We start from the raw sequence: 25,188 nt of genomic DNA, 5'->3' as shown, positions 1-25,188 counted from the left end.
ATAGCACAGAGGTTGATCAGATCTAAATAATAGTTTATCCACAAAAATATACATCTAATTAGCTTTTTGTGGATAAACAAGATCTAAACTGTGGGTGGTTTGGTATGTTTTCCAAGAGAGGATCTTAAATTTGAGCTTGCCATTGTGCCAACCACGCTAAAGCTGGGTCTTCTGGCACTGGATCCTGTTGTACGTCGATCTGGATCTTATCCACAATGACTTTTGCACCACTATATTCCAGCGCTTCAACTAACTTTTCTGGGCCTTGGCAAAAGGTGTCATAACTCGAATCGCCAATCGCACATAAGGCGAACTGAACTTGGGTCAGATCCGGTGTGTTTAGCAGCAGTTCTTTACAAAATGGCTGTAAATTGTCAGGCAGATCGCCGGCACCATGGGTCGACGAAACGATGATCCAAAGGGGATATGATTGCAATTCATCCAAAGTTGGGCTCAAAAAGGTATCGACTTCATGGCCTAATGGAGTGAGCTGGGCCTGCATTTCATCCGCTATATATTCACTGCTGCCGAGGGTGGTTCCTACTAATATCGCGATCTTGGTCATTGTTACTGCTCTCTGTGGTCGTTAATTTCTATCATTTTTGGGGCTTACATCTACTTACAGTGTTTTGCTGTATAAATTTACTCACTATTGATTTGCAGTCTGCTAGTATCCTTGGCTGCAATCCTTGTTTTATACATAGGCCGTAAGGTTTTTATAACAATTATAATAGGATAACTGATGACTACTCCTGCTAATGCGCCAAAGTGGCCACGCCAAATACCCTATATTATTGCCAGTGAAGCGTGTGAGCGTTTCAGTTTTTATGGCATGCGCAACATTCTAACACCATTCTTGATGACGGCACTTTTGCTCTCTATTCCCGAAGAGCTTCGTGGAGCGGTGGCCAAGGATGTGTTCCACTCGTTCGTGATTGGGGTGTATTTTTTCCCCTTACTCGGTGGTTGGATTGCAGATAGATTCTTTGGTAAGTACAACACTATTCTGTGGCTAAGCTTACTTTATTGTGTGGGCCATGCGTTCTTGGCGATTTTTGAGCACAGCGTGCAAGGCTTTTACACTGGCTTATTTTTAATTGCCTTAGGTTCGGGCGGGATTAAGCCTTTAGTTTCTTCGTTTATGGGCGATCAGTTTGATCAGAGCAACAAGTCTTTGGCGCAAAAAGCCTTCGATATGTTCTATTTTACGATCAACTTTGGTTCCTTCTTCGCATCCTTATCTATGCCATTGTTACTCAAAAACTTTGGCGCTGCAGTGGCTTTCGGGATCCCCGGTGTGTTGATGTTTATCGCCACGGTATTTTTCTGGTTGGGTCGCAAACGTTATGTGCATATGCCACCAGAACCAAAGGATCCCCATGGATTCTTACCCGTGATCCGCAGCGCTTTGCTTACTAAGGTCGAAGGCAAGGCCAATATCGGTTTAGTGTTAGCCTTAATTGGTGGTGTTTCAGCAGCTTATGCGCTGGTGAATATTCCGACGCTCGGGATTGTGGCCGGTTTGTGTAGCGCTATGGTGCTGCTGATGGGATTTGTTGGCCTTGGGGCTTCATTACAGCTTGAGCGCGCGCGAGGGATTCATCCTGATGCGGCCGTGGATGGTGTGCGTTCAGTGCTGCGTATTTTAGTGTTGTTCGCCTTAGTGACGCCATTTTGGTCCTTATTTGATCAAAAGGCGTCGACCTGGATTTTGCAGGCTAACGATATGGTTAAACCTTCGTGGTTTGAACCCGCGATGATGCAGGCATTAAACCCGCTGCTAGTGATGCTGTTGATCCCATTCAATAACTTTGTTTTATATCCTGCGATTGAGCGTATGGGCGTGAAATTAACCGCGCTGCGTAAAATGGGGGCGGGAATCGCGATTACTGGCTTAAGCTGGATTGTGGTTGGGACGATTCAGTTGATGATGGACGGTGGCTCGGCGTTATCTATCTTCTGGCAGATCTTACCCTACGCCTTATTGACCTTTGGTGAAGTATTAGTTTCGGCGACGGGTTTAGAATTTGCCTACAGCCAAGCTCCTAAGGCAATGAAGGGCACGATTATGAGCTTTTGGACCTTATCGGTTACCGTCGGTAACCTTTGGGTATTACTGGCCAATGTGAGCGTTAAAAGCCCTGCGGTGACGGAGCAAATTGTTCAAACCGGTATGAGTGTGACGGCATTCCAAATGTTCTTCTTCGCGGGATTTGCGATCTTGGCGGCGGTCATCTTCGCGCTCTATGCTAGGTCCTATCAAATGCAGGATCATTATCGCCAAGTCTAGGTTAACCATTTAAGACAAAGCGCCTTTAAATAAAAAATCAGCCCCTAAGCGAACTTAGTGGGCTGATTTTTTATGGATAGTTTAACTAACCGCTAAAGCGAAATTATTTGCCGATACAGAATGAGCTGAAAATTTTGCCCAGTAGATCGTCAGAGGTGAAGCGGCCTGTGATTTCGGACAGGGCTAATTGCGCCATTCTTAGTTCTTCCGCTAACAGTTCACCTGCGAGGTAAATCTCTAATTGTTCTTTACCGAGTTGCAGATGGCTTGCGGCAACATCTAATGCTTCGAGGTGACGACGACGGGCGATAAAGCCACCTTCGAGATTACTCTGATAACCCATCAAGGATTTAAGGTGTTGCTTTAATTCCTCGACGCCGAGACCTGTTTTGGCCGAGATCCGATACACGCTGTAACCTTTTTCTTCGGTCATCGCGAGGTTCTCACCGGTGAGATCGGCCTTATTGCGGACAACAGTCACGCCTAAATTGGCGGGGAGGCGATTGATAAAATCGGGCCAAATATCGTGGGGATCGACTGCATCAGTGGTGGTGCCATCGACCATAAATAACACCCGATCGGCGCTGTTGATTTCGTTCCACGCCCGCTCGATACCGATTTGTTCAACCGTATCTGTGGTGTCACGCAGGCCTGCGGTGTCGATAATATGCAGTGGCATACCATCTAAATGGATATGCTCGCGCAATACGTCACGGGTGGTGCCGGCAATTTCGGTGACAATCGCCGACTCTTTACCCGCGAGCGCATTAAGCAGACTGGATTTTCCGGCATTGGGGCGACCGGCAATCACGACTTTCATGCCTTCACGGATAATCGAGCCTTGCTTGGCGCTGGCTTGGACGGCACTGAGTTTGTCGATAATTTTGTAGAGTGCGTTGGCAATTTTGCCATCACTTAAAAAGTCGACTTCTTCATCGGGGAAATCAATCGCGGCTTCGACGTATAAACGCAGATGGGTGACTTGATCCACCAGCTCATGGACTTCCTTCGAAAATTCACCTTGTAGTGATTGCAGCGCGCTTTTGGCGGCTTGCTCACTGGTGGCATCGATAAGGTCGGCAATCGCTTCGGCCTGGGTTAAGTCCAGCTTATCGTTCATAAAGGCTTGTTCGCTAAACTCGCCTGGTTTGGCGATGCGAATGCCTTCGACTTCTAATACGCGCTTGATCAGCATATCTAGGACGATTTGACCTCCGTGGCCCTGCAGCTCTAATATATCTTCACCTGTGAAGGAATTAGGGCCTTTAAAAAACAGTGCGATACCTTGATCGATCACTTGGCCTGAAGCATTTTTAAAGTCGCAGTAATCGGCGTAACGGGGTTTAGGTAAATGACCCAATACGGCCATGGCCACATCAGTTGCCTTATCACCAGAGATACGAATGATACCCACGCCGCCCCGTCCGGGCGCGGTGGCCTGTGCCACGATAGTGTCAGTTGTCACGGAAATACCCATTAATATCGATCAAATCATCTAAAGGAAAAGGCGGCTCATTAAGCCGCCTTTTTGTATATGCTGAGCCGTTAGCTCTTATCTAGCGCTTGGGCTTATTTTAAGCCTTTTTTCTCTAGACCTGCATAAATAATCTTCTGCTGGATGATGGCAACAATGTTACCCACTAACCAGTACAGTACCAGACCCGATGGGAACCACAGGAAGAATACGGTAAAGATCACTGGCATCCATTGCATCATCTTCACTTGCATTGGGTCCATGGTCGGTGCGATGGGTTGCATTTTTTGCATCACAAACATAGACGCACCCATCAGCAGCGGCAGAATGTAGTATGGATCTTGTACAGATAAGTCGTGGATCCATAACATAAATGGCGCGTGACGCAGCTCGAAGCTTTCTAACAATACCCAGTACAAGGCAATGAAGATTGGCATCTGTAGCAGGATAGGTAAACAGCCACCCATAGGGTTCACTTTTTCCTTCTTGTACAGTTCCATCATGGCTTGACCCATCTTTTGACGGTCATCGCCGAAGCGTTCTTTCAGATCCTGCAGTTTTGGCTGTAGGTTACGCATCTTCGCCATTGAGGTGTACTGCGCTTTAGTCAGCGGGAACAGTAAACCACGAACGGTTAAGGTGATCAGGATAATCGCCACACCCCAGTTACCCACAAATGATTGATAGAACATCAATAACCAGTGGATTGGAACGGCTAACCACCAAAGGAAACCGTAATCAACAACGAGGTTTAAGGTATCAGATAACGCAGATAGCGCTTTTTGATCCTTAGGACCAACATAAAACTGTGAGCTAATTTCTTGCGTCGCACCTGGTGCAATATCATATACCGCGCCACGGAAACCAATGTTAGCTAAACCGCCAGCACTTACACTCGAGAAAATGGTGTTGCTATCGGTTGCTGGTGGGATCCAAGCCGATACGAAGTAATGTTGCAGCATCGCCGCCCAACCACCGAGAGTCGGTTGATTGAGGTTGCTCTTGCTCATATCTTCAAACTTGTACTTTTCGTAACGTACATCTTGAGTCGAGAACGCGGCGCCACGGTAAGTTGGCATCATCATGCTGCTTTCAGATGGCTTGATGGTCTGTTTAATCTGACCGTACATCTGAACTTGCAATGGAGCAGCTGAGGTGTTGTTGATTTTGTAATCGATATCAACGTTAAACTTGCCACGATGGAAAACAAACACTTTTGTGTAAGTCACACCGTTATCAGCCACATAGGTCAGTGGTACTTCTAAGGTGTCTTGGCCATCGGCTAAGGTAAATTCAGTTTTGCTGGCGGCAAATGCGGCGCGACCTTTAGCACTGCTATCGATACCATCACGGCCAATCAGGCCACTCTGAGCGATATAGGTGAAATCTTTGGTTTGCTCAAGCAAAACAAATGGCTGGTCTTTACCCTGTTCCAGTTTGTGTGAAACCAGAGCTGCAAAAACGATGTCACCACCCACTGGGTTGATTTGTACATCGAGCTGATCGGTTTTAACTGTGATCAGATTTTGCGTTGCCGTTAAGGCTGCTGGAACACCTGTGTCTGCTTCTGGAACATCAGCACTGTGATTTGTGGTTGCATTCGCCACTACAGACGATTCGGTTGCAACGGGTTTTGGAGCTTTGTCTGCTTGCCACTGTTGCCACAGCAAAAAGCTGACAAACAGTAGTCCTATTAGCAATATATTGCGTTGAGATTCCATAGCCTATTTATTACACCTGTCATTTTTAGGGGGGACGGGATCACTACCGCCGGGATGCAAAGGGTGACATTTTAATATGCGTTTCAATGCAAACCAACAACCTTTCGCGGTTCCGTGCACTTTTATTGCCTCAATGGCGTAATGCGAGCATGTGGGATTGAAACGACATCGAGGCCCTAAGAGGGGGCTGATGAAGATTTGATAGCCACGAATAAACGTGGTTGCTAGCCATTGTAGCGGCGACTGAGTTTGCGCCATAGCTTTTCTATCAACTTGTTGATCTCTGCGTTTTCCATTTCCATCACCCCGTTTCTGACCAGCACAACAATATCAAGGTGAGGGATGTCGTGTTGATTGAGGCGAAAACTATCTCTGATAACTCGCTTAATGCGATTACGCTGATTGGCGCGTTTTACATAGCGTTTAGCTACAGTAAGACCCAAACGCGGATGTTGTTCCGAATTAGGAATAGCAAGCAAGGTGATTTCAGCAGAAGATGCTTTGATGGGATTGGAGAATACAGATTTAAATTGCGCGGGAGTTAGCAAGCGTAACTCCCGCGTAAAGGTATAGCTAGTCAACTAGTTACCTACTTAACTTATTAAGCAGATAAACGAGCGCGACCTTTCGCACGACGACGTGCAAGCACCTTACGGCCGCCTACAGTAGCCATACGAGCGCGGAAGCCGTGAGAACGCTTGCGCTTCAGGTTGCTAGGTTGAAAAGTACGTTTACTCATGATGGCAATCCGTCTTTGTTATAAGTGAACATATCCTTATCTCTGGTGACAGAGGTAAGGGTAAAAAAGAGGCCGAATTGTAATCACTTTACTTGTCCCCGTCAACAACGAAAGTCAGTAAGTGGCTTATTTCTGCCCGTGTATCCTTTGATCCATTTCCCGCATACACCAGAAGATGTGGATAACTCTGTGTATTGACACTACATGTAGTAGTGAAGGGGATCTATCGAGAGATCAAAGGGGCGCCATTATAGATCAATCTGGATCGCTTAATAAAGCGGGATTTGCCCTATTTGTTGAATAAAAGGATCGAATTTGATCTTTGATGATCGGGGATATCTCCATAGAATGATCTAGTTGGGGATAATTATTTTTTAAGGATAGCGATCATTGAGATCTCGCTATAGAATACACCTCTTTTTGATGATCTTTTGGGGATAACTTAGTGGCGGTTTCACTTTGGCAACAATGTATCGGAAGACTGCAAGACGAGCTTTCTGCTCAGCAGTTCAGTATGTGGATCAGACCGTTACAAGCCGAAATGGATGGAGATACTTTGGTGCTTTATGCGCCTAACCGCTTCGTGCTCGATTGGGTTAGGGATAAGTACATCAATATCATTAATCAGTTTTTTACTGAGCAAATGGGTAATGATGCACCTAAGTTACGCTTCGATATCGGTAGTCGTCCGTCAGCGAAAAAGCCTGAGCCAGCCCCAGTTGCTGCTGTGCGTGTGCCCAATCCCCAAACTAAAGCTTCAGTAGGGACTTCATTTAATACCACTGAGCCTGTTGCTAACGCTAATCATCGCAGCAATATCAATCCCACTTACCAATTCGACAACTTCGTTGAGGGTAAGTCTAACCAACTCGGTAAAGCGGCCGCTCTGCAGGTTGCTGAAAATCCGGGTGGTGCCTATAACCCACTGTTCCTTTATGGTGGTACGGGTTTAGGTAAGACCCACTTATTACATGCAGTGGGTAACGGCATCATCAAAAATAATCCCAATGCGAAAGTCGTGTATATGCACTCCGAGCGTTTTGTGCAAGACATGGTGAAAGCGCTGCAAAACAATGCGATCGAAGAGTTCAAACGTTACTACCGCAGTGTCGATGCGCTGTTTATCGACGATATTCAATTCTTCGCCAATAAAGACAGATCGCAGGAAGAATTTTTCCATACCTTTAACGCGTTGCTTGAAGGTAATCATCAGATCATCCTGACATCGGATCGTTATCCAAAAGAGATCGACGGGGTAGAAGACAGATTAAAATCTCGCTTTGGTTGGGGCTTAACGGTTGCGATTGAACCACCAGAACTGGAAACCCGAGTGGCGATTTTGATGCGTAAAGCTCAGGAGAGCGGTATCAATCTTCCCGACGAAGTTGCCTTCTTTATTGCTAAGCGCTTACGTTCGAACGTTCGCGAGTTAGAAGGGGCGTTAAACCGCGTTATCGCCAACGCTAACTTTACTGGCCGCCCAATTACAATTGATTTTGTGCGTGAAGCCCTGCGTGACCTCTTGGCACTGCAGGAAAAATTAGTCACTATAGACAACATTCAGAAAACCGTAGCTGAATACTACAAAATCAAGATGGCTGATATGTTGTCTAAGCGTCGTTCGCGCAGTGTTGCGCGCCCTAGACAAGTGGCCATGGCGTTATCCAAAGAATTAACTAACCAGAGCTTGCCGGAAATTGGTGATGCCTTTGGTGGTCGAGATCACACCACAGTGTTACATGCCTGTCGTAAGATTGCTCAGCTACGGGAAGAGAGTCACGACATTAAAGAAGATTATGCTAACTTGATTAGAACCTTATCTTCTTAAAATCAAGGAATTTGGACACTATGAAATTTTCAATTGATAGGGACGCCCTATTAAAGCCGCTTCAATTGGTTTGTGGTGCGGTAGAAAGACGCCATAACTTGCCTATTTTGGCAAATCTCCTTGTAGAAGTTAGTGGTCACTCACTCAAAATGACAGGTACCGACCTCGAAGTTGAGTTAGTGGGCCAGGCGGTCATTCATGGTGATATCGAAGAAGGTCGTACAACAGTTCCTGCTAAGAAATTATTAGATATAGTTAAATCCTTACCCGAGCAAAGTGAGCTTAAGGTCGAGCAACAAGATAACAAATGGTTGTTACGCTCTGGCCGTAGCCGTTTCTCGCTGGCAACCCTGCCCGCAGAAGAATACCCCAATGTGGAAGCCTTTCAGGCGGAAATCGAATTCACCCTTAAGCAAGGTGTGCTGAAGTCACTGATTGATGCGACTCAGTTTTCGATGGCGAACCAAGACGTTCGTTACTATCTGAATGGTTTATTGCTCGAAACCGAAGGGAATGTGCTGCGTGCCATTGCTACCGACGGTCACCGCTTAGCCTTAAGTCACAGAACCATAGATGCGCAATTACCTGAAAAACAAGTGATCGTGCCCCGTAAAGGTGTGATGGAAATGGCGCGTTTGTTGGAAGCCGATGATTTAGATATCGCAATTGCCATTGGTGATAATGCGATTCGTGCGACCACCAGCACCACTGTCTTTACCAGTAAATTAGTCGATGGTCGTTTCCCCGATTATCGCCGTGTGTTACCTAAGGGCGGTGATAAAATCGTTATCGCCAGCCGTAACCACTTCAAGCAAGCCTTAACCCGTGCTTCTATTCTATCGAACGAGAAGTTTCGCGGTGTACGCATTCAGTTAGAAGCGGGATTGCTGAAAATCACCGCCAATAACCCAGAGCAGGAAGAAGCGGAAGAAATCATCGATGTGGATTACAACAATCAGCCACTCGAAATTGGTTTCAACGTCAGTTACTTATTGGATGTGCTAAACAACCTTAAGTCCGATGATGTGCGTATCACCTTAATCGATGGTAACTCGAGTGCTTTATTGGAAAACCACCTGGAAGAAGATTCCATGTATGTGGTTATGCCGATGCGCTTATAGTATTCCATTGCCTACTTTGTGCCATACGCCGCTTTTTAGCGGCGTATATGTCTTCAAGCCTTTATCCTTTGTTGCCTTATTTACTCGGATGGATGTGAATTGCGGTATGATGACTGTTCTGAGTCTTGGCCTAAGCCGTCGATGCGGTTTGATGAGTAATGCATGAGTCTTATCCGTCTTAATATTGATTCTTTTCGCAATATTCAATTGGCGCAGCTGAGCCCGACTGAAGGGATCAATCTGATTTACGGTCAAAACGGCAGCGGCAAAACCAGTATACTCGAGGCTATTTACTTTCTTGGGATGGGGCGTTCGTTTCGCAGTCATTTATCCCAACGGGTGATCAATAACGAACAGGACAAGTTAACCCTGTTTGCGACCTTAAATTTACCCCGTGGTGACAGTAAAATCGGCTTGCGACGTTTCCGTAGTGGCGAAACCGAAGTCAAAATCGACGGGGAAAAGGTGAAACGGCTATCGACCTTAGCCGAAACTTTACCTATCCAAGTGATCACGCCAGAAAGCTTTTCGCTCCTGTTTGAAGGTCCTAAATCCCGTCGACAGTTTATCGATTGGGGCGCCTTTCATTCTGACCCACAGTTTTATGCGGCATGGGTGAATGTAAGACGTGTTCTAAAACAAAGAAATCAATTGCTTAGAAATAATTCTTCCTATGATCAAATCCAATATTGGGATAGGGAGTTTGTCCGTTACACCGAGCAGGTCACAGAAATACGAAACCGTTATGTAGACTCGTTAAATGAGCTACTTAAGGGTATAATCGGGGAGTTTTTACCGCAGGTAGATGTTAAGGTTTCATTTACCCGCGGCTGGGATAGCAAAACGGATTTTGCACAACTTCTCGAATCCCAATATCCCAGAGATTTGGCTACGGGTCATACCGTCAGCGGTCCCCATAAAGCTGACCTCAGACTTCGTGTAGGTAGTTTACCGGCGCAGGATGCCCTGTCCCGTGGTCAATTGAAATTATTAGTCTGTGCACTGCGTATTGCACAGGGAAAGTTGCTCAAACAACAAATAGATAAACACAGTATTTATCTTGTGGATGATCTTCCATCCGAGTTGGATGCACAGCATAGGCAGCTATTGCTTAAGCAGCTAGTGGACACAGGTGCGCAAGTGTTTGTCACTGCCATTGAGCCTGCAGCAATAGTCGATTCGTTACACACGCCTCCCAGTAGGATGTTCCATGTGGAACAGGGACGTGTAACGGTAATTGAATAACCATTGAGAGAATAATATGTCAGAGAATAGTTACGATTCTTCGAGTATTAAGGTCCTTAAGGGCCTTGATGCAGTACGTAAGAGACCTGGGATGTATATTGGTGACACCGACGACGGTACGGGTCTACATCATATGGTGTTCGAAGTAGTCGATAACTCTATCGATGAAGCCTTAGCCGGCCATTGTACTGATATCACTATTACTATCCATGTGGATGGTTCTGTCTCCGTTCGCGACGACGGCCGTGGTATTCCTGTGGCTATTCACCCGGAAGAAGGCGTGTCTGCCGCCGAGGTGATCATGACGGTACTGCACGCGGGCGGTAAGTTCGACGATAACTCTTATAAAGTGTCTGGTGGTCTGCACGGCGTGGGTGTGTCGGTAGTTAACGCGCTGTCTAAAAAGCTGCAGTTAACCATTCGCCGCGAAGGTAAAGTCCACGAGCAGTTTTATACCCACGGTGTACCTGACGAGCCAATCAAAGTGATCGGCGATGCGACTAAAACCGGTACCGAAATCCGTTTCTGGCCAAGTGAAGAAACCTTCAGCGATGTTGAGTTCCACTTCGAGATTCTGGCCAAGCGCGTGCGCGAACTGTCATTCCTCAACTCAGGCGTGGGTATCCGCTTAGTCGACGAGCGTGACAATAAGAATGAATTCTTTAAATACGAAGGCGGTATCAGCGCATTCGTTGATTACCTTAACCGTAATAAAACGCCAGTAAACAAAGACGTATTCCACTTTATGCAAGAGCGTGAAGATGGCATTACCGTTGAAGTGGCGATGCAGTGGAACGATGGTTATCAAGAAAGCATTTTCTGTTTTACCAACAACATTCCACAACGTGATGGTGGTACTCACTTAGCGGGTTTCCGTAGTGCGTTGACACGTAACCTCAACAACTACATGGAAAACGAAGGCTATAACAAGAAAGGCAAAACTAACGCGACAGGCGATGACGCCCGCGAAGGTTTAACGGCCGTGATTTCAGTTAAAGTGCCAGATCCTAAGTTCAGCTCGCAAACCAAAGACAAGTTAGTGTCTAGCGAAGTGAAAGCCGCGGTTGAACAAACCATGGGTGAAAAGCTAAACGACTATCTGCTGGAAAACCCTGCCGATGCTAAGTTAATCGTCGGTAAGATTGTCGATGCGGCCCGTGCCCGTGAAGCGGCGCGTAAAGCCCGTGAAATGACCCGCCGTAAAGGTGCGCTCGATTTAGGTGGTTTGCCAGGTAAGCTGGCGGATTGCCAAGAGAAAGACCCTGGTCTTTCAGAAATCTACATAGTGGAAGGGGACTCTGCTGGCGGTAGCGCTAAGCAGGGACGTAACCGTAAGAACCAAGCGATTCTGCCACTGAAAGGTAAAATCTTAAACGTTGAGAAAGCGCGTTTTGATAAAATGCTTTCTTCTCAAGAGGTTGCTACGCTAATTACCGCTCTTGGCTGTGGTATTGGTCGTGACGAATACAACCCAGATAAGACGCGTTACCACAACATCATCATCATGACGGATGCTGACGTCGACGGCTCGCACATTCGTACCTTGCTGTTGACCTTCTTCTTCCGCCAAATGCCTGAACTGATTGAACGTGGTTATGTGTATATTGCTCAGCCGCCTTTATTCAAAGTGAAGAAAGGTAAGCAAGAACAATATCTCAAAGACGAAGCAGCACTGACTCAGTATCTGACCACTCAAGCGTTAGATGGAACCAGCATTTACCCATCTCAAGGTGCACCTGGCATGTCGGGTGAGCCATTAGAGCGTTTAGTGACTCAATACCGTGAAGTGGAAGCGATTATTGCCCGTTTAGAGCAACGTTACCCAACGCAGATCACCAACCGCATGCTTTACCATCCAATGATCAACAACGAGATGTTGGCGGATGAAGGCAAGATGAAGGAATGGATCGATGCCTTTATCCATGAGCTGGTGGAATTAGAAAACAGCGGTGTGTTGTATTCTGGTGAGCCTGTACTCGATCCTGAGCGTAAAGTATATCTACCGAAGATCACTATCCGTAAACACGGTATCGATACTCACTACCTGTTCAGTTATGACTTCTTCCAATCTACTGACTACCAACGTATTGGTAAGTTAGGTGCGGCGCTCGAAGGCTTGATTGAAGTCGGTGGCTACGTACAGCGTGGCGAACGTGTGAAGGAAGTGGGTAGCTTTATCGAAGCGTTAGATTGGACCATCGGCGAAGCCAAGCGTGGCCTCTATATCCAACGCTATAAAGGATTGGGTGAGATGAACCCTGAGCAATTGTGGGAAACTACAATGGATCCTGAATCACGCCGTATGCTGCAAGTGACGATTGATGATGCCGTTGGTGCGGATCAGCTGTTTACTTGTTTGATGGGCGACCAAGTGGAACCGCGCCGTGACTTTATCGAAGCCAACGCGCTGAACGTGGCTAACTTAGACGTTTAACATCCAGACGTTTAACATTTATATCGTTAGTGATTGATAAAAAAGGGAAAGCTTAGCTTTCCCTTTTTGTTTGGTTGAAAATTATCTATCAACACCAGCCTCGTCGGCGTCTACGATTTCAGTTTCGGCTTTGGCGGCTTGTATCCAGGCCTGCATTTCTGGCTGGCTGACGATAAATTCCATATAGGCTCGACTCGCTTGGGAGACTTCAATCTCATAGGTGAAGAAGCGCATCACAACCGGTGCAAACATCATATCGGCTATCGACCACTTGCCAAATAGCCAAGTGCCTTGGGCGGTGGCAAACTCTGCCATTTGCTGTGACCAGATGCTGTCGATGCGGGCAATATCTTGCAACACGGCAGGGCTTAATTCGACATAACGATGGGCGCGGATATTCATCGGCAGGGCATTTCGCAGGGCATGAAAGCCTGAATGCATTTCACAGGCGAAGGAGCGAGCCTTAGCCTTTTTTTTCGGGTCTTGTGGCCAGGCTAAGCCTGAAAGATAAGTATCGTTGATATATTCGCAAATCGACAGCGAATCCCAAACCGTGATATTTCCATCGATAAGTGTTGGAACTTTTAGGGTAGGCGAAATGGATTTGAGCCGCTGATAAAAGCTATCGGTATCGAGCTGTAATAGGATTTCATCGAACTGAATACCTGATTTTGCAGCCATAAACCAAGCGCGGAGCGACCAACTAGAGTAGTTTTTATTGCCAATATAGAGTTCCATTTTCACCTTCCTGTTTGGGGTTGTGTTTATCAATATAGGCGCTTGTACTTTGCATGACTAACGAATAGATTTGATGTTATCTATCAGCAAAATGAATAGATAGACTGACCTCAGATAGGAAACATGATGGATATAGAAGCGCTGCGCAGTTTTGTGGCATTTGTCGATACTGGGAGTTTTACCCGTGCGGCAATGCAAACCTATAAGACTCAATCTGCCGTCAGTATGCAAATGAAGCGCTTAGAGCAAGAGCTGGGAAAAACGCTTTTTGTAAAAGAGGGGCGAAACTTAGTCTTATCTACCGAAGGCCAACGTTTTGGCTTATACGCTAAGCAATTACTGCAATTGCACGATGAGACGGTCACAACCATTAAGCAGACCCAAGTCGGCACGCAATTGCATTTAGGTTGTCCCGATGACTATGCCGAATCCGTGTTACCGCGGATAGTGGCGTTGTTACATGGTCACATTAAGCAACTCGATCTTCAAATTACCTGCGCCTCAAGCCAAAAGCTGCGGATCATGCTGGATTCCGGGCAACTCGATGCGGCGATAGTGACTCGTTTGCCCGAGTCCGATGAAGGCTACTTATTACAAACCTCGAAAGGCGTTTGGGTGAGCGCGAGTGGTTCGAACTTGAGTGATGCCGAGCCGTTACCTATAGCGCTTTTCCAGAAGGATTGTAAATTCTATATTGCGGCGTTAGATGGATTGATGAAGCAAGATAGGCATTATCAGTTGTTGGCCTGTAGCAGCAGTGCTGCGGCTCTTAAAGCGATAGTGGCTAAGGATTTGGCTATTAGTGCCATGGCCGAATGCAGTGTATCGGCACCTCTTAATATTATTGATTCTGAAACACTTCCACCTTTGCCTGTGGTCGCCGTCGCGCTGGTTATTTCCGCTAAAGCTTACTCACCCATAAATGCGGAGTTGGCCAAGCAAATTGCGCGGGGCTATCAAGGCTACTTGGAATAAGGTTTCACGTGAAACAATTTAATGATCTAACGCAGCCTTAAGCTTGAGGGCATATACTAAAACGGCGCGTTATTCGAATAGCCTCGCATATCAAACACAATGGACTGATAATCTATGCGGGCTCGGTAACCACCATTCTTATAGGTTAGGATATTTTGATTAAGTCCATATTTAATAAAATCTTTAATATTCGTGAACAGACTATTCTTGAGCGACCTAAAAGCTTTAGTCAAACCGATCTCAGCAAACCGGTAACGGCCGTCTCTGGTAAGCAACAGCCGGAAGAGCCGCAGGATACTTCTGTGAGTATTGATCTTGCGGCACTGTTTTACAGCCTGTTATTTCCGGCTAGAACCAAAGATGCTGGTGGTGTTGCCAATAACCTTGAACGGCGCGTCATGGCTGAAATAGAACTCGCCTTAGCATCGCCACAAGTGATAGCCGAAAAAGTGCTTAAGCTTCCCTCAAAGGTTTTGGAATTAGATCGTAAATTAGCTGAGCCACAGTTTGATACTAAGGACTTGTTGGCGTTAATCGAGAAAGATCCCTTACTGAGCGTCGAAGTGCTTAAACTGTGTAACTCACCGGCTTTTAAGCGTGGCGACCGAGAGGTAACAAGCCTGCAGCAGGCCTTAGTGCAACTAGGCCGTGAACAGTTACGCCGCTTTGTAACGAGCTGCCTAGTGCGTGAGATGCTAGATATTAAACCCATTTATTTTCGACGCTTTGGTGCCGAAATTTGGCGTCATTCGATGCAGGTAGCCTTTTTAACCAGTGAACTGAGTGAAGAAGATAGAGACACCGCATTCCTATTAGGATTACTGCATGATGTGGGTAAGCTCGCCATCTTTAAAATGCTACTCGATGCCTTTGTACAAGCAGAACCTGGGGAGCAGCCAAATTCTTGGTTATTCCGACAAGTGATGACGGCCAAATCACTCACTTTAAGTGCTTTGTTGGCAAAGCATTGGCAATTGCCAAGTACCTTTGAAACTGAGCTGGATAAATTAGCCCATGTCCATACTCGGCCGAATGAAGGAATTGCCGCTGTGGTTTGGCGCGCCAATATCATCAGTGAGATTTCGATGCTGCAGCAAGCGGGTAAATTGCCTGCTGACATGCTGAGCAACTTGTTAGCCTTGGTTGGACTGGAACCCGCTCAATTCGAAGCATTGCACGAAAAACTTCAGCAGTTTTAATATATTGCAACCAATAAAAAACGCGCTAAAAGCGCGTTTTTTATTGGTACTCTAACGTGCGACTTACTGAAGCAGAGAAATATCCGCAACATGTAAGAACTGCTCACGTAGGTTATTAAGCAGTGCTAAACGGTTGTTTTTCAATGCTTCTTCATCCGCCATAACCATCACGTCTTCGAAGAACTGGTCAACGCTTTCACGTAAGCTCGACAGCAGCGTTAATGCCTGTTGGTAATCAGCATTTGCAAACAGCGGAGCGAGTTGAGGCTGCAGTTCGGCAAGCTTAGCGGCTAATGCTTGTTCTGCGGTTTCGGCTAACAGAGCCGAATTAATTGCTGTAGGTAATTCGCCTTCCACTTTCGCCAGAATGTTAGACACACGCTTATTCGCCGCTGCCAGAGCGCTAGAAGCTTCTAAGCTTCTGAAGTGTGATACCGCATTGATACGGCTATCAAAATCAGCTGGGCGAGTTGGGCGACGTGCTAATACGGCGAGGATCACGTCAACATCGATACCTTTATCTTGGTACCAAGCACGGAAACGCGCCATTAAGAACTCAAGCACTTCATCGCTTGCATTCGCGTTGCTTAAGTTAGTGCCATGGAGCTCTTGAGCCTTAGCAATCAGGGTCACTAAGTCTAATGGCAATTTGTTCTCAACGATAATGCGTAGCACACCGATAGCGGCGCGGCGTAGTGCGAATGGGTCGGCAGCGCCCTTAGGTGCCTGACCGATACCGAAGATACCCACTAAGGTGTCGAGTTTATCCGCTAAAGCTACTGCGCAAGATACCGCTGCCGTCGGAACCGTATCGCCAGAGAATTTTGGCTTGTATTGTTCTTCCATCGCCAAGGCTACGGCTTCAGTTTCACCGTCTAGACGGGCGTAATGCATGCCCATAGTGCCTTGAGTATCGGTAAACTCCATCACCATATTGGTCATTAAGTCTGTTTTAGACAATAAACCAGCACGGGCGGCATCAACGGCGTTAGTGCCAGTTTGCTCGGCAATAAAAGCGGCTAGGGCAGAGATACGAGTGACTTTGTCTTTTAAGGTGCCGAGTTGTTGTTGGAACAAGACGGTCTCAAGACTTGGTAAACGTGATTCCAGCGTGTGTTTTTTGTCGGTATTGAAGAAGAACTCGGCATCGGCCAAGCGTGGACGAACTACTTTCTCGTTACCTGCAATGATTTGTGCCGGATCTTTTGATTCGATGTTCGCGACAAAGATGAAGTTTGGCAGTAACTTACCGGCATCATCGAATACTGGGAAGTATTTCTGATCGCCCTTCATCGTATAAACCAAGGCTTCTGAAGGTACGTTCAAGAACTTTTCTTCAAAGCTTGCGGTTAATACGACTGGCCATTCAACTAAAGAGGTGACTTCTTCCAGCAGGTCGTCTTCGATATCGGCGGTGCCACCAATCTTAGCGGCCGCTTTTTCTGCATCGGCTTTGATTAAGGCTTTACGGCTTTCGTAGTCGGCGATGACTTTACCTTTTTCTTTCAGCAGTGTCAGGTAGTTGTCTGCATGGTCAAGCTCGAAGCCGGTCCCCATAAAGCGGTGGCCACGAACATTGCGTGCCGACTTAATGCCGAGTAATTCACCTTCGATTAATTCACTGCCTAACAACATAGTGGCGGTGTGAACAGGGCGAATGAATTGTGTCTTGCTGCTTCCCCAGCGCATTGGCTTAGGAATAGGTAACTTATCTAAAGCACGTTGTGCCATAGCAGCGATTAAGCTCTTGGTTTCAACGCCTTCTACTTTGGCGTTATAAACCAGCCATTCACCTTTGTCGGTCACCAAACGCTCAGCTTGGTCAACGGTAATGCCGTTACCACGTGCCCAGCCTTCAGCGGCTTTCGTTGGTTTTCCTTCGGCATCGAATGCTGAGCTGACAGCTGGGCCGCGTTTTTCAACGATTTTGTCCGCTTGAGCAATCGCCAGTTCAGTCACATTAATGGCTAAACGGCGGGGCGCAGCGTACCAAATAGCTGATTTAAAAGCTAAATCGGCTTTGGTTAATTCTTCGGTGAAGTTCGCTAAGAAAGACTCAGCCAGTTTACGCAGCGCCTTTGGCGGTAATTCTTCAGTGCCTAACTCGATGAGTAAGTTTTCAAAATTCATGTGTTACCTCTACTTACACATTGGGAAGCCAAGCGCTTCGCGTGCCTGATAATAGGATTCAGCAACGGCTTTAGCCATAGTACGAACGCGTAGGATATAACGCTGACGTTCAGTCACTGAAATGGCGTGGCGTGCATCGAGCAGGTTGAAGGCGTGCGAGGCTTTCATCACTTGCTCATAGGCTGGCAGAGGTAATGGTTTTTCAAGCGACAATAAGTGCTGACACATCTTTTCGCATTGATCGAACAGGGCAAACATAAAGTCGACGTCTGCGTGCTCAAAGTTATAGGTCGATTGCTCAACTTCGTTTTGGTGGAACACATCGCCGTAGGTGATGCGACCCATTGGGCCATCGGTCCATACGAGGTCGTATACGCTATCCACACCTTGGATATACATGGCGAGACGCTCTAAACCGTAGGTGATCTCACCCGTGACAGGGCTACACTCTAAGCCGCCGACCTGTTGGAAGTAAGTAAACTGAGTCACTTCCATGCCGTTTAACCAGACTTCCCAACCCAGACCCCAAGCGCCGAGCGTTGGTGATTCCCAGTTGTCTTCCACAAAACGGATATCATGGATTTGTGTATCAATACCAAGGGCTTGCAGAGAACCTAAATAGAGTTCTTGGATATTATCCGGTGACGGTTTTAACACGACTTGGAATTGGTAGTAGTGCTGCAGACGGTTTGGGTTTTCACCGTAACGGCCGTCGGTAGGGCGGCGCGATGGCTGCACATAGGCACTGCTCATTGGCTCAGGCCCTAGAGAGCGTAGGAAAGTTTGTGGGTGGAATGTACCCGCACCGACTTCCATATCTAAAGGTTGAACGATTGCACAGCCTTGCTGCGCCCAATATTCCTGTAGGGTTAGAATGAAACCCTGAAATGTTTTTACGTCGTGTTTCGTCGTCATGTCTACTTGTCTACTGCCGTCAGCTTTAATAGAAAATGGTTTCGATTATACCTTGTAGATCTCTGCTTATGTAGGTTATTTTTTACCTTCTTCGTTAAAACGTTAAGGTAGATAGGCCATGGAAGAAATCCGCTGTAATTGGGTCAGCGATGATCCCTTGTATCGTGAGTACCACGATAAGGTGTGGGGGCGCCCAGTTTATGATTCGAAGGAGTTATTTGCCAAGCTCTGTTTAGATGGGCAACAAGCTGGGTTGTCTTGGATTACTATCTTAAAGAAACAACAAAATTACGAACAAGCCTTTGCGGATTTTGAACCCGCAGTGATTGCAACTTTCGACGATGCTAAGGTAGAGGAATTGATGAACAATCCTGGTATTGTTCGTAATCGCCTTAAGATCCATTCGATTATTCGTAATGCAAAAGGCTACTTAGCCTACACAGCGGATGGCAAAGATTTTGCTGAATTTCTGTGGAGCTTTGTTGGTGGTAAGCCTATGGTGAATCATTTTACTTCCATGTCGCAGGTTCCAGCACAGACGCCTGAGTCAGAGGCCATGTCCAAGGCGTTAAAAAAACTCGGCTTTAACTTTGTCGGCCCAACGATTTGTTATGCTTTTATGCAGGCAGTGGGAATGGTGAACGATCATCTAGTTGATTGCATCGCCTATGATGCTTGCTGTGGCGGCAAATAAGTCACTTATTTTATAGAGCTAAAATCAAAAATAAAAAGGCATGTTCCACGTGGAACATGCCTTTTGTTATTTCACCTTGTAGAGATTAGATTTTCTCGAAGAAGAAAGGTTTACGCTGTTGCTTGTTACCATTGAGCTGGTTCATCGACTCAGCGTCGAACAACTTACCATTGACCATGGTGTAAGTGACTTTATCTGTGACTCGAATATCCGCTAATGGGTTGCCATCGATTACGATTAAGTCCGCAAGCTTACCTGTCTTAATCGAGCCAAGTTGATGCTCCAGACCGAAGGTAGTGGCTGGGTTGATGGTCGCTGTTTTGAGTACATCCATATTGCTCATACCGCCTTGGGCGAACATCCACATTTCCCAATGTGCTGCTAACCCTTCACGCTGACCGTGGGCGCCAATATTGGAATGCACACCTAGCTTATTGAACTCATTAGCCACTTTCGCAACATTAAAATGGTTGTAGTGACTGTCTGGGGCGTGGGGACGACGCATTGAGCGAGCCTGCAAGATATCGCTTGGAACATACATCGACAGGCGCGGATGTGCCCACACATCGGTCTTATCATACCAATAGTTTTCACCCGAGATACCGCCGTAGGCGACGACTAAGGTTGGAGTGTAACCGACCTTAGTTTGGCTCCAGAACTGTTTAATATCGTTATAAATATTTGCCACGGGTAATGAGTGTTCTACGGTTGTATGGCCATCGGCAACCATGGTCAGGTTATGTTGTAGCAAGCTGCCACCCTCTGGCACGACCATCATTTCGAGTTCGCGAGCAGCGGCGATAACCTGTTGTCTTTGATTACGACGCGGTTGGTTGTAGCTCTTAACGCTAAAGGCACCAACTTTTTTGAGTCGCTCTAAATGGAATTTCGCATCATCGAGTGAGTCGATATGTGAGGTGTAGCCGGGAGCATTTGCGCCATAGAGAATTGTTCCAGTCGAGAAAATCCGTGGACCAACGATGTGACCTGCTTTTTGCTGTTCCGAGGCGGCAAAAATCTCAGTGGTATCGTTTGACGGATCATGGATAGTTGTCACGCCTAAGGATAATCCAGAGTAGAGTGCCCAGTTTTGTTGTGGCACGATTTCATCATCGGCCTGGGCACCATGGGCATGCGCATCGAACAAACCAGGCATAATGGATTTGCCACTTATATCGATGACTTGTGCATCCTTTGGAATTGACGCATTCGCATCGCCAACGGTTAGAATATGATTGTCTTTGACGACCACTACACCCTTATCGATGACTTGGTCATTTTCCATAGTGATCACTTTGCCGCCAACAAAGGCGACTGTGCCACGTGGAACATCTGCCTTTTCGGTAAAGCCTAAGTTGATAATGCTTGGCTTAGCTTGCTCGTCCTTTTTAAGATACTGGGAATCAACATTGGCTTGGTACAGTTCTGGGCCAAGAGTCCAATAGAGTTGGTTACTCTTGCTATTCCAGCTGATGCTTTCGCCAGCTCGCACACTTAACTGTGTGACGGGAAGATTGCTGGCGTTAGGGCCGATTTCAACCGTTTCACCATGTTTAGCAAAGGGGGTAACCCAAACTTTAAAACGCTCGGCAAAGGCCAGTTGTTCGCCGTCGGGTGAAACTCTAAATTCCGTTGCATGCTTACTGCTGTAGTGAACGCGCTTATCAAAACCATCTAGGTTAATTGAGGCAAGCTGTGGCGTGTCGTTTTCACCAGTGTTTATAAAGAAAATGCGGTCTGCCGAAGCGCCGAATTGTGCTTGATAACCCTCTGCGGAGATTTTCTTATTTTGTTTGGTTTTTAAATCAACCTTGTACAGGCCGGGTTCTTGCGACCAAGTGCGAGGCGTGAGGTGTCCACCTTGGGTTTTACGATACACCACAAGTTCGCCATCGGGAGAAAAGGTGGGCTCGACGTATTTTCCTGGCTCAGTGGTAAGTTGTTTCGCTTTGCCACCTTTAGCACTGATCACTTGTACTGTGCCTTGGTCTTGGTCATTCCAAGTTGTGAAGACAATATTTTTGCCATCACGCGACCACAGGGGATAGAGTTCTTCAATGTCATTACCTAACTCGGTTAAGCGTGATATCTTGCCATCGGGAAGCGTCTTCAACCAGATTTTACCTAAAGCTTCGAAGGCGACCTTGCTGCCATCCGGTGAAACTTGCGCCATTCGCAGCATTTTTACGTCGAATACATCCTTATCAATATCTTGTTTAAAGCGTACTGAAGGCTGCACGTCTAGCTGGGTTTTGACACTGAAGGGAATGTTGGTGACCGTTTTATTGGTCACATTCAGGCGATTGATTTTGCCTTTAGCCCAGAAAAAAATATCTTTGTTATCTTGAGTCCACGCCATGGTGGGATAGACGCCGTGGATTGCCCAAGTCTCTTGCATATCGCGATCTAAATCGCCGTACAGCTTAGTCGTTTCGCCGGATTTCAAATCGAGTAAATACAAAGAGGATTGGAAATCATCTCGCTTGATATATGCTAGTTTGGTGCCATCAGGACTCGGTGTTGGGCGAATGGCTCCGCCAGTCCCTTCGATCAAGATTTCAATATCACCCGTTTGGGTATCGTAACGCTTGATTTTATAGATGCCGTTCACTGAGTCTTTGGAATAATGGAAGGTTTTGCCAGGAGTGTCATCCTGACTGAAATAGATATAGCGGCCATCGGGTGAATAGGCTGGCTCCCCTAAATCCTTTTCATCGTTAGGACGTTCGGTCAGTTTAACGCCTTCGCCACCGGCGACGTGGTAGAGCCAAACTTCGCCGGCGCCTAAACTGCGACTGGCGGTAAAATGCTTACGACCGACTAAATATTGTGAATCAGGGCTCCACGCAGGACTGTTGAGTAAACGAAAGGTTTCCGTCGTGACTGTGTGTGGATTGCTGCCGTCGGCATCCATAATCCAAATGTTGTCGCCACCATCTGCATCTGAGGTGAAGGCAATGTGCTTACCATCTGGGCTATACACGGGCTGCATTTGCCAGGCTATGCCTTGAGCTAATGGCTTTGCCTCTCCACCCGTGACGGGGATTTGATAAATATCACCCAGTAAATCAAACACTAAATTTTTACCATCTGGGCTGACACTGATGTTCATCCAAGTGCCTTCGGTTACATCTATGGTCACCTTTTCTAGTGGAGCATTGGCTGGCGCATTGACGTCCCAACTGGTTTTTGGGGCGTCTGTTGCCTGTACGGCATGGGAACTAAGGCCAAGCATCAGGGCGATATAAAGCGGTGTCAGCTTAGGTTTCAACATGTTATGTCCTGTTATCGTTATTCTAGGGCTTTGCTGTTATCGGATTAGATAAACTTTTGTTAATGCTGCGCTAAGTTATCGCACAAATACCCAGTAAGGAAAACGGAAATACTGTTTCAATTAATGACGGAGGGGCTGAAGCTGAGGCGGGTAAGCTGTGGGAGAGTAATGTGGCTTACTCTCCACGAAGTGGTGATTAGTCTAATGTAACGGGGTCGCCGATATGGATCATAGCATCATTGATGACACGGCAGGTGATGCCGCCTCGCCAATCGGGCGTAAGCGCGGATTCCAAGCCTGAATGAGCCTGTTCCATCTTCTTGCAGGGATCGGTTTCACCTGTTACTTCGAGGCAGAGATCACCAATGCGGAGCTGCTTACCCACATCAGCCGCACTAAAACTACAACCATCGACTAATAGGTTCGCTCGTCGAGTCGTCCAAGGTAAATTTGCATCTATGCTCTGACACGCTATTTGCCACTGCTGCAGCGACAGTACCGTGACTTGCCGTTTACCCGGGCGACCAAATACATCTTTTTCGACGCCGCTGTGCTGGGTGACATTCGCGCATAGCACTTCGTTCATTGGCCCGCGTTTAACCGTTTTGTAGGCAATAGCAACTAGTTTCGGCATGTTTGATGTCCTTATCCTAATGTCGATGCAGAGACTTAGAGTCCCTTTTTAATTAGATATTGATAGGGTGTTTGGCTGGTTTCACTGGCGATCAGTGTGTGGTCCATAAATTCGCAAAAGCTGGGAATATCACGTGTGGTGGCTGGGTCATCTGCGATGATAAGCAGGGTTTCACCTTGTGCCATTTGTCTTACCGTTTTACGCACCATCATTACCGGTTCTGGGCAGCGTAAACCAAGAGCATCCAGTTTGTGTTGTGCGGTTGAGAAAACGTCGTTCATGTGACCTCGAGTGAACGGTTAAACAGAATTGGCTAATGTTACTCCAGTGATTTGGATAAACCAAGTTGATGGCCTGAATTTGTGATGGGGCTGGAATTGCTTCAGCCAAGCAGATGTTTGCTCGTAACCATCGAAATGTTCCACGTGGAACAACATCATTATTCGGCGATTTTATCTATGATTGGTGCAGCAGATTCATGGGGGCAAGATTCTACGGTGTCGAGGTTTAGAGTCTCTATGTTATTCATCTCGGTTTTTAAATCATTGGCCGCCGTCGCTGGTAACTGTGATTTGGCAGCTCGTGCGCGTTTGTAGCTATACATTTTTTGATCGGCTTTATGGATTAGGGTATTGGCATCATCGTAGTCGTAGGGACCAGTATCCACGATACCAAAGCTTAATGAGATGTTATTCAGGTGGCGCTTGATATTCTGGTTAAAGCGTTCGATAAAATGATCTCTGGCTTGTTCCTCACGGCAGTTGGGCATGATGATACAAAACTCGTCACCACCATAGCGAAAACAATGATCTTCCGCTCGGGTACTTTCCTTTATTGATTGAGCGACGGCTCTGAGTACTTCATCTCCAGCTCTATGGCCTTGGCTATCATTAAAGTGTTTGAAGTCATCCACATCGAGATAAATAACGCTTACGGGTTCGGCACGTCTTTGCGCGGCTCTTAGGATACGCGTGGCAAATTCCTGCAAGTGACGCACGTTTAGCAAGCCGGTTAATGGGTCAGTTTGAGATAATTCTTCGAGTTGTTGTGTGCGCTCTTTGACTTTACTTTCCATGCTTTGAGCGTAACGTTCCGCCTTGTCTTTGGCGTTCTCAATTTCAGAAACCAAGCTGCGAATATAAGTATCAAACACTAAGGTAACATCGAAAAGCACTAGCTTGTCGATGGCGATTCTAATGCGTTCATTTTGAGCAGCGTCTTTAACCGAGTTATTAATCTCCGCATAAATCAGCTCTTTTAGGGTATGAACGGCTGAGAGATAGAGTTTGGGTTCGACGCCGATACGTTTGTGTACTAAGCCAATCCTTAGGCGGTTGTTTACATATTCTAAATCGTACACACCATTAAATAGGTCGAGCACATAGCGTCTCTGGGCGGTACGCAAACGAGCCAGTGTGTCGGAGTCGCCAATCAACAATGCAATTTCAGATACACTGGTTTGCAGGCCATAGAAGTCATCAACGATTTTGTCTATGTTCGCTTCAATCACAGGTTTGAAGGATTGAAGCGCTCTGACATCCGCCAAGGTAAAAGAGAATAAGGATTTGCGAAAATCAATCTCAAGCTCAGTGATCCGCATTTGTTCAAAAAGCGTTTGCTCCGTTTGCAGCATAATAACTCCCTCATCGCGTAAATGATGAAAAGCATCCTTGCCTTTGGTTACGCCGTGTTATGACGGTTAAACGCGGATAAGTACACTAAGGATATTTACCAAGTTAAGTCGAAAACTATCCGATTTTCAAATTGATGAGGCGGT

21 protein-coding genes are annotated in these 25,188 nt (G+C 46.6%); 8 read left to right on the top strand and 13 right to left on the bottom strand.

Features of this window, described 5'->3' with window-relative positions; genetic code table 11:
- Positions 1-124: 124 nt before the first annotated feature.
- Entirely contained in the window at positions 125-565 is a 441-nt protein-coding gene (gene mioC / locus L2713_RS19100) for an FMN-binding protein MioC (protein ID WP_248968968.1), read from the bottom strand.
- A gap of 177 nt (positions 566-742) precedes the next feature.
- On the opposite strand from mioC, the gene L2713_RS19095 reads away from it, so the two are divergent.
- Positions 743-2,290, top strand: a complete 1,548-nt coding sequence (locus L2713_RS19095; protein WP_248968967.1) for a POT family MFS transporter — start codon at positions 743-745, stop codon at positions 2,288-2,290.
- A 103-nt stretch (positions 2,291-2,393) separates the two neighbouring features.
- On the opposite strand, the gene mnmE is transcribed toward L2713_RS19095, so the two are convergent.
- The 5 genes from mnmE to rpmH form a co-directional block, all read right to left on the bottom strand.
- On the bottom strand, positions 2,394-3,755 hold the full coding sequence (gene mnmE, locus L2713_RS19090) for a tRNA uridine-5-carboxymethylaminomethyl(34) synthesis GTPase MnmE (protein ID WP_248968966.1): 1,362 nt from the start codon (positions 3,753-3,755) through the stop codon (positions 2,394-2,396).
- Positions 3,756-3,859: 104 nt separating this feature from the next.
- Positions 3,860-5,485 (bottom strand): membrane protein insertase YidC, encoded by a 1,626-nt coding sequence (gene yidC / locus L2713_RS19085; protein WP_086903525.1) that lies wholly within the window; start codon positions 5,483-5,485, stop codon positions 3,860-3,862.
- A gap of 3 nt (positions 5,486-5,488) precedes the next feature.
- Positions 5,489-5,743 (bottom strand): membrane protein insertion efficiency factor YidD, encoded by a 255-nt coding sequence (gene yidD, locus L2713_RS19080; RefSeq protein ID WP_011624661.1) that lies wholly within the window; start codon positions 5,741-5,743, stop codon positions 5,489-5,491.
- Positions 5,710-6,066 (bottom strand): ribonuclease P protein component, encoded by a 357-nt coding sequence (gene rnpA, locus L2713_RS19075; RefSeq protein ID WP_007652336.1) that lies wholly within the window; start codon positions 6,064-6,066, stop codon positions 5,710-5,712. The genes yidD and rnpA overlap by 34 nt, the downstream gene beginning before the upstream one ends.
- Before the next feature lie 20 nt (positions 6,067-6,086).
- Entirely contained in the window at positions 6,087-6,224 is a 138-nt protein-coding gene (rpmH, locus tag L2713_RS19070; RefSeq protein ID WP_006083827.1) for a 50S ribosomal protein L34, read from the bottom strand.
- Between the two features lie 445 nt (positions 6,225-6,669).
- Between rpmH and dnaA the strand changes: the two genes are divergently transcribed.
- From dnaA to gyrB, 4 genes are all read left to right on the top strand, one after another.
- Positions 6,670-8,052, top strand: coding sequence for a chromosomal replication initiator protein DnaA (gene dnaA, locus L2713_RS19065; protein WP_109287714.1), 1,383 nt, complete (start codon positions 6,670-6,672; stop codon positions 8,050-8,052).
- Between the two features lie 20 nt (positions 8,053-8,072).
- Positions 8,073-9,173 carry a DNA polymerase III subunit beta gene (gene dnaN / locus L2713_RS19060; RefSeq protein WP_011620839.1) on the top strand — a complete coding sequence of 367 codons (1,101 nt, stop codon included), beginning with the start codon at positions 8,073-8,075 and terminating at the stop codon, positions 9,171-9,173.
- A 162-nt stretch (positions 9,174-9,335) separates the two neighbouring features.
- Positions 9,336-10,418 carry a DNA replication/repair protein RecF gene (gene recF / locus L2713_RS19055; RefSeq protein ID WP_086903526.1) on the top strand — a complete coding sequence of 361 codons (1,083 nt, stop codon included), beginning with the start codon at positions 9,336-9,338 and terminating at the stop codon, positions 10,416-10,418.
- 16 nt (positions 10,419-10,434) lie between these two features.
- Positions 10,435-12,852, top strand: coding sequence for a DNA topoisomerase (ATP-hydrolyzing) subunit B (gene gyrB, locus L2713_RS19050; protein WP_248968965.1), 2,418 nt, complete (start codon positions 10,435-10,437; stop codon positions 12,850-12,852).
- 81 nt (positions 12,853-12,933) lie between these two features.
- On the opposite strand, the gene L2713_RS19045 is transcribed toward gyrB, so the two are convergent.
- Positions 12,934-13,590, bottom strand: a complete 657-nt coding sequence (locus L2713_RS19045; RefSeq protein WP_248968964.1) for a glutathione S-transferase family protein — start codon at positions 13,588-13,590, stop codon at positions 12,934-12,936.
- A 126-nt stretch (positions 13,591-13,716) separates the two neighbouring features.
- On the opposite strand from L2713_RS19045, the gene L2713_RS19040 reads away from it, so the two are divergent.
- Both L2713_RS19040 and L2713_RS19035 read left to right on the top strand, forming a co-directional pair.
- Entirely contained in the window at positions 13,717-14,565 is an 849-nt protein-coding gene (locus tag L2713_RS19040) for a LysR family transcriptional regulator (RefSeq protein WP_248968963.1), read from the top strand.
- A gap of 155 nt (positions 14,566-14,720) precedes the next feature.
- The gene (locus L2713_RS19035; protein WP_248968962.1) at positions 14,721-15,764 is read left to right on the top strand and encodes an HDOD domain-containing protein; all 1,044 of its coding nucleotides are present in this window, start codon (positions 14,721-14,723) and stop codon (positions 15,762-15,764) included.
- A gap of 63 nt (positions 15,765-15,827) precedes the next feature.
- Here L2713_RS19035 and glyS read toward each other — a convergent pair whose 3' ends face one another.
- The gene (gene glyS, locus L2713_RS19030) at positions 15,828-17,894 is read right to left on the bottom strand and encodes a glycine--tRNA ligase subunit beta (RefSeq protein WP_248968961.1); all 2,067 of its coding nucleotides are present in this window, start codon (positions 17,892-17,894) and stop codon (positions 15,828-15,830) included.
- Positions 17,895-17,903: 9 nt separating this feature from the next.
- A complete protein-coding gene (glyQ, locus tag L2713_RS19025) occupies positions 17,904-18,809 on the bottom strand; it encodes a glycine--tRNA ligase subunit alpha (protein WP_011070431.1) in 906 nt (301 codons plus the stop codon).
- Positions 18,810-18,927: 118 nt separating this feature from the next.
- Here glyQ and L2713_RS19020 point away from each other — a divergent pair, with 118 nt between their 5' ends.
- Positions 18,928-19,503: a DNA-3-methyladenine glycosylase I gene (locus L2713_RS19020; RefSeq protein ID WP_248968960.1), complete on the top strand. Its 576-nt coding sequence runs from the start codon at positions 18,928-18,930 to the stop codon at positions 19,501-19,503.
- Between the two features lie 85 nt (positions 19,504-19,588).
- Here the strand turns inward: L2713_RS19020 and L2713_RS19015 are convergent, their stop codons facing one another.
- The 4 genes from L2713_RS19015 to L2713_RS19000 all read right to left on the bottom strand — a co-directional run bounded on the left by L2713_RS19015 (position 19,589) and on the right by L2713_RS19000 (position 25,044).
- The gene (locus L2713_RS19015; protein ID WP_248968959.1) at positions 19,589-22,777 is read right to left on the bottom strand and encodes an amidohydrolase family protein; all 3,189 of its coding nucleotides are present in this window, start codon (positions 22,775-22,777) and stop codon (positions 19,589-19,591) included.
- A 196-nt stretch (positions 22,778-22,973) separates the two neighbouring features.
- Positions 22,974-23,411, bottom strand: a complete 438-nt coding sequence (locus L2713_RS19010; RefSeq protein WP_248968958.1) for an MOSC domain-containing protein — start codon at positions 23,409-23,411, stop codon at positions 22,974-22,976.
- Between the two features lie 35 nt (positions 23,412-23,446).
- Positions 23,447-23,692, bottom strand: a complete 246-nt coding sequence (tusA, locus tag L2713_RS19005; protein ID WP_011620849.1) for a sulfurtransferase TusA — start codon at positions 23,690-23,692, stop codon at positions 23,447-23,449.
- Between the two features lie 158 nt (positions 23,693-23,850).
- Positions 23,851-25,044 carry a diguanylate cyclase domain-containing protein gene (locus L2713_RS19000; RefSeq protein WP_248968957.1) on the bottom strand — a complete coding sequence of 398 codons (1,194 nt, stop codon included), beginning with the start codon at positions 25,042-25,044 and terminating at the stop codon, positions 23,851-23,853.
- Positions 25,045-25,188 lie beyond the last annotated feature (144 nt).

Origin of the sequence: Shewanella seohaensis (assembly GCF_023283775.1) — a bacterium.
Classification (GTDB): domain Bacteria; phylum Pseudomonadota; class Gammaproteobacteria; order Enterobacterales; family Shewanellaceae; genus Shewanella; species Shewanella seohaensis.
Note: the sequence above shows the minus strand (reverse complement) of the source record. Positions and strands in the feature narration are given on the sequence as shown.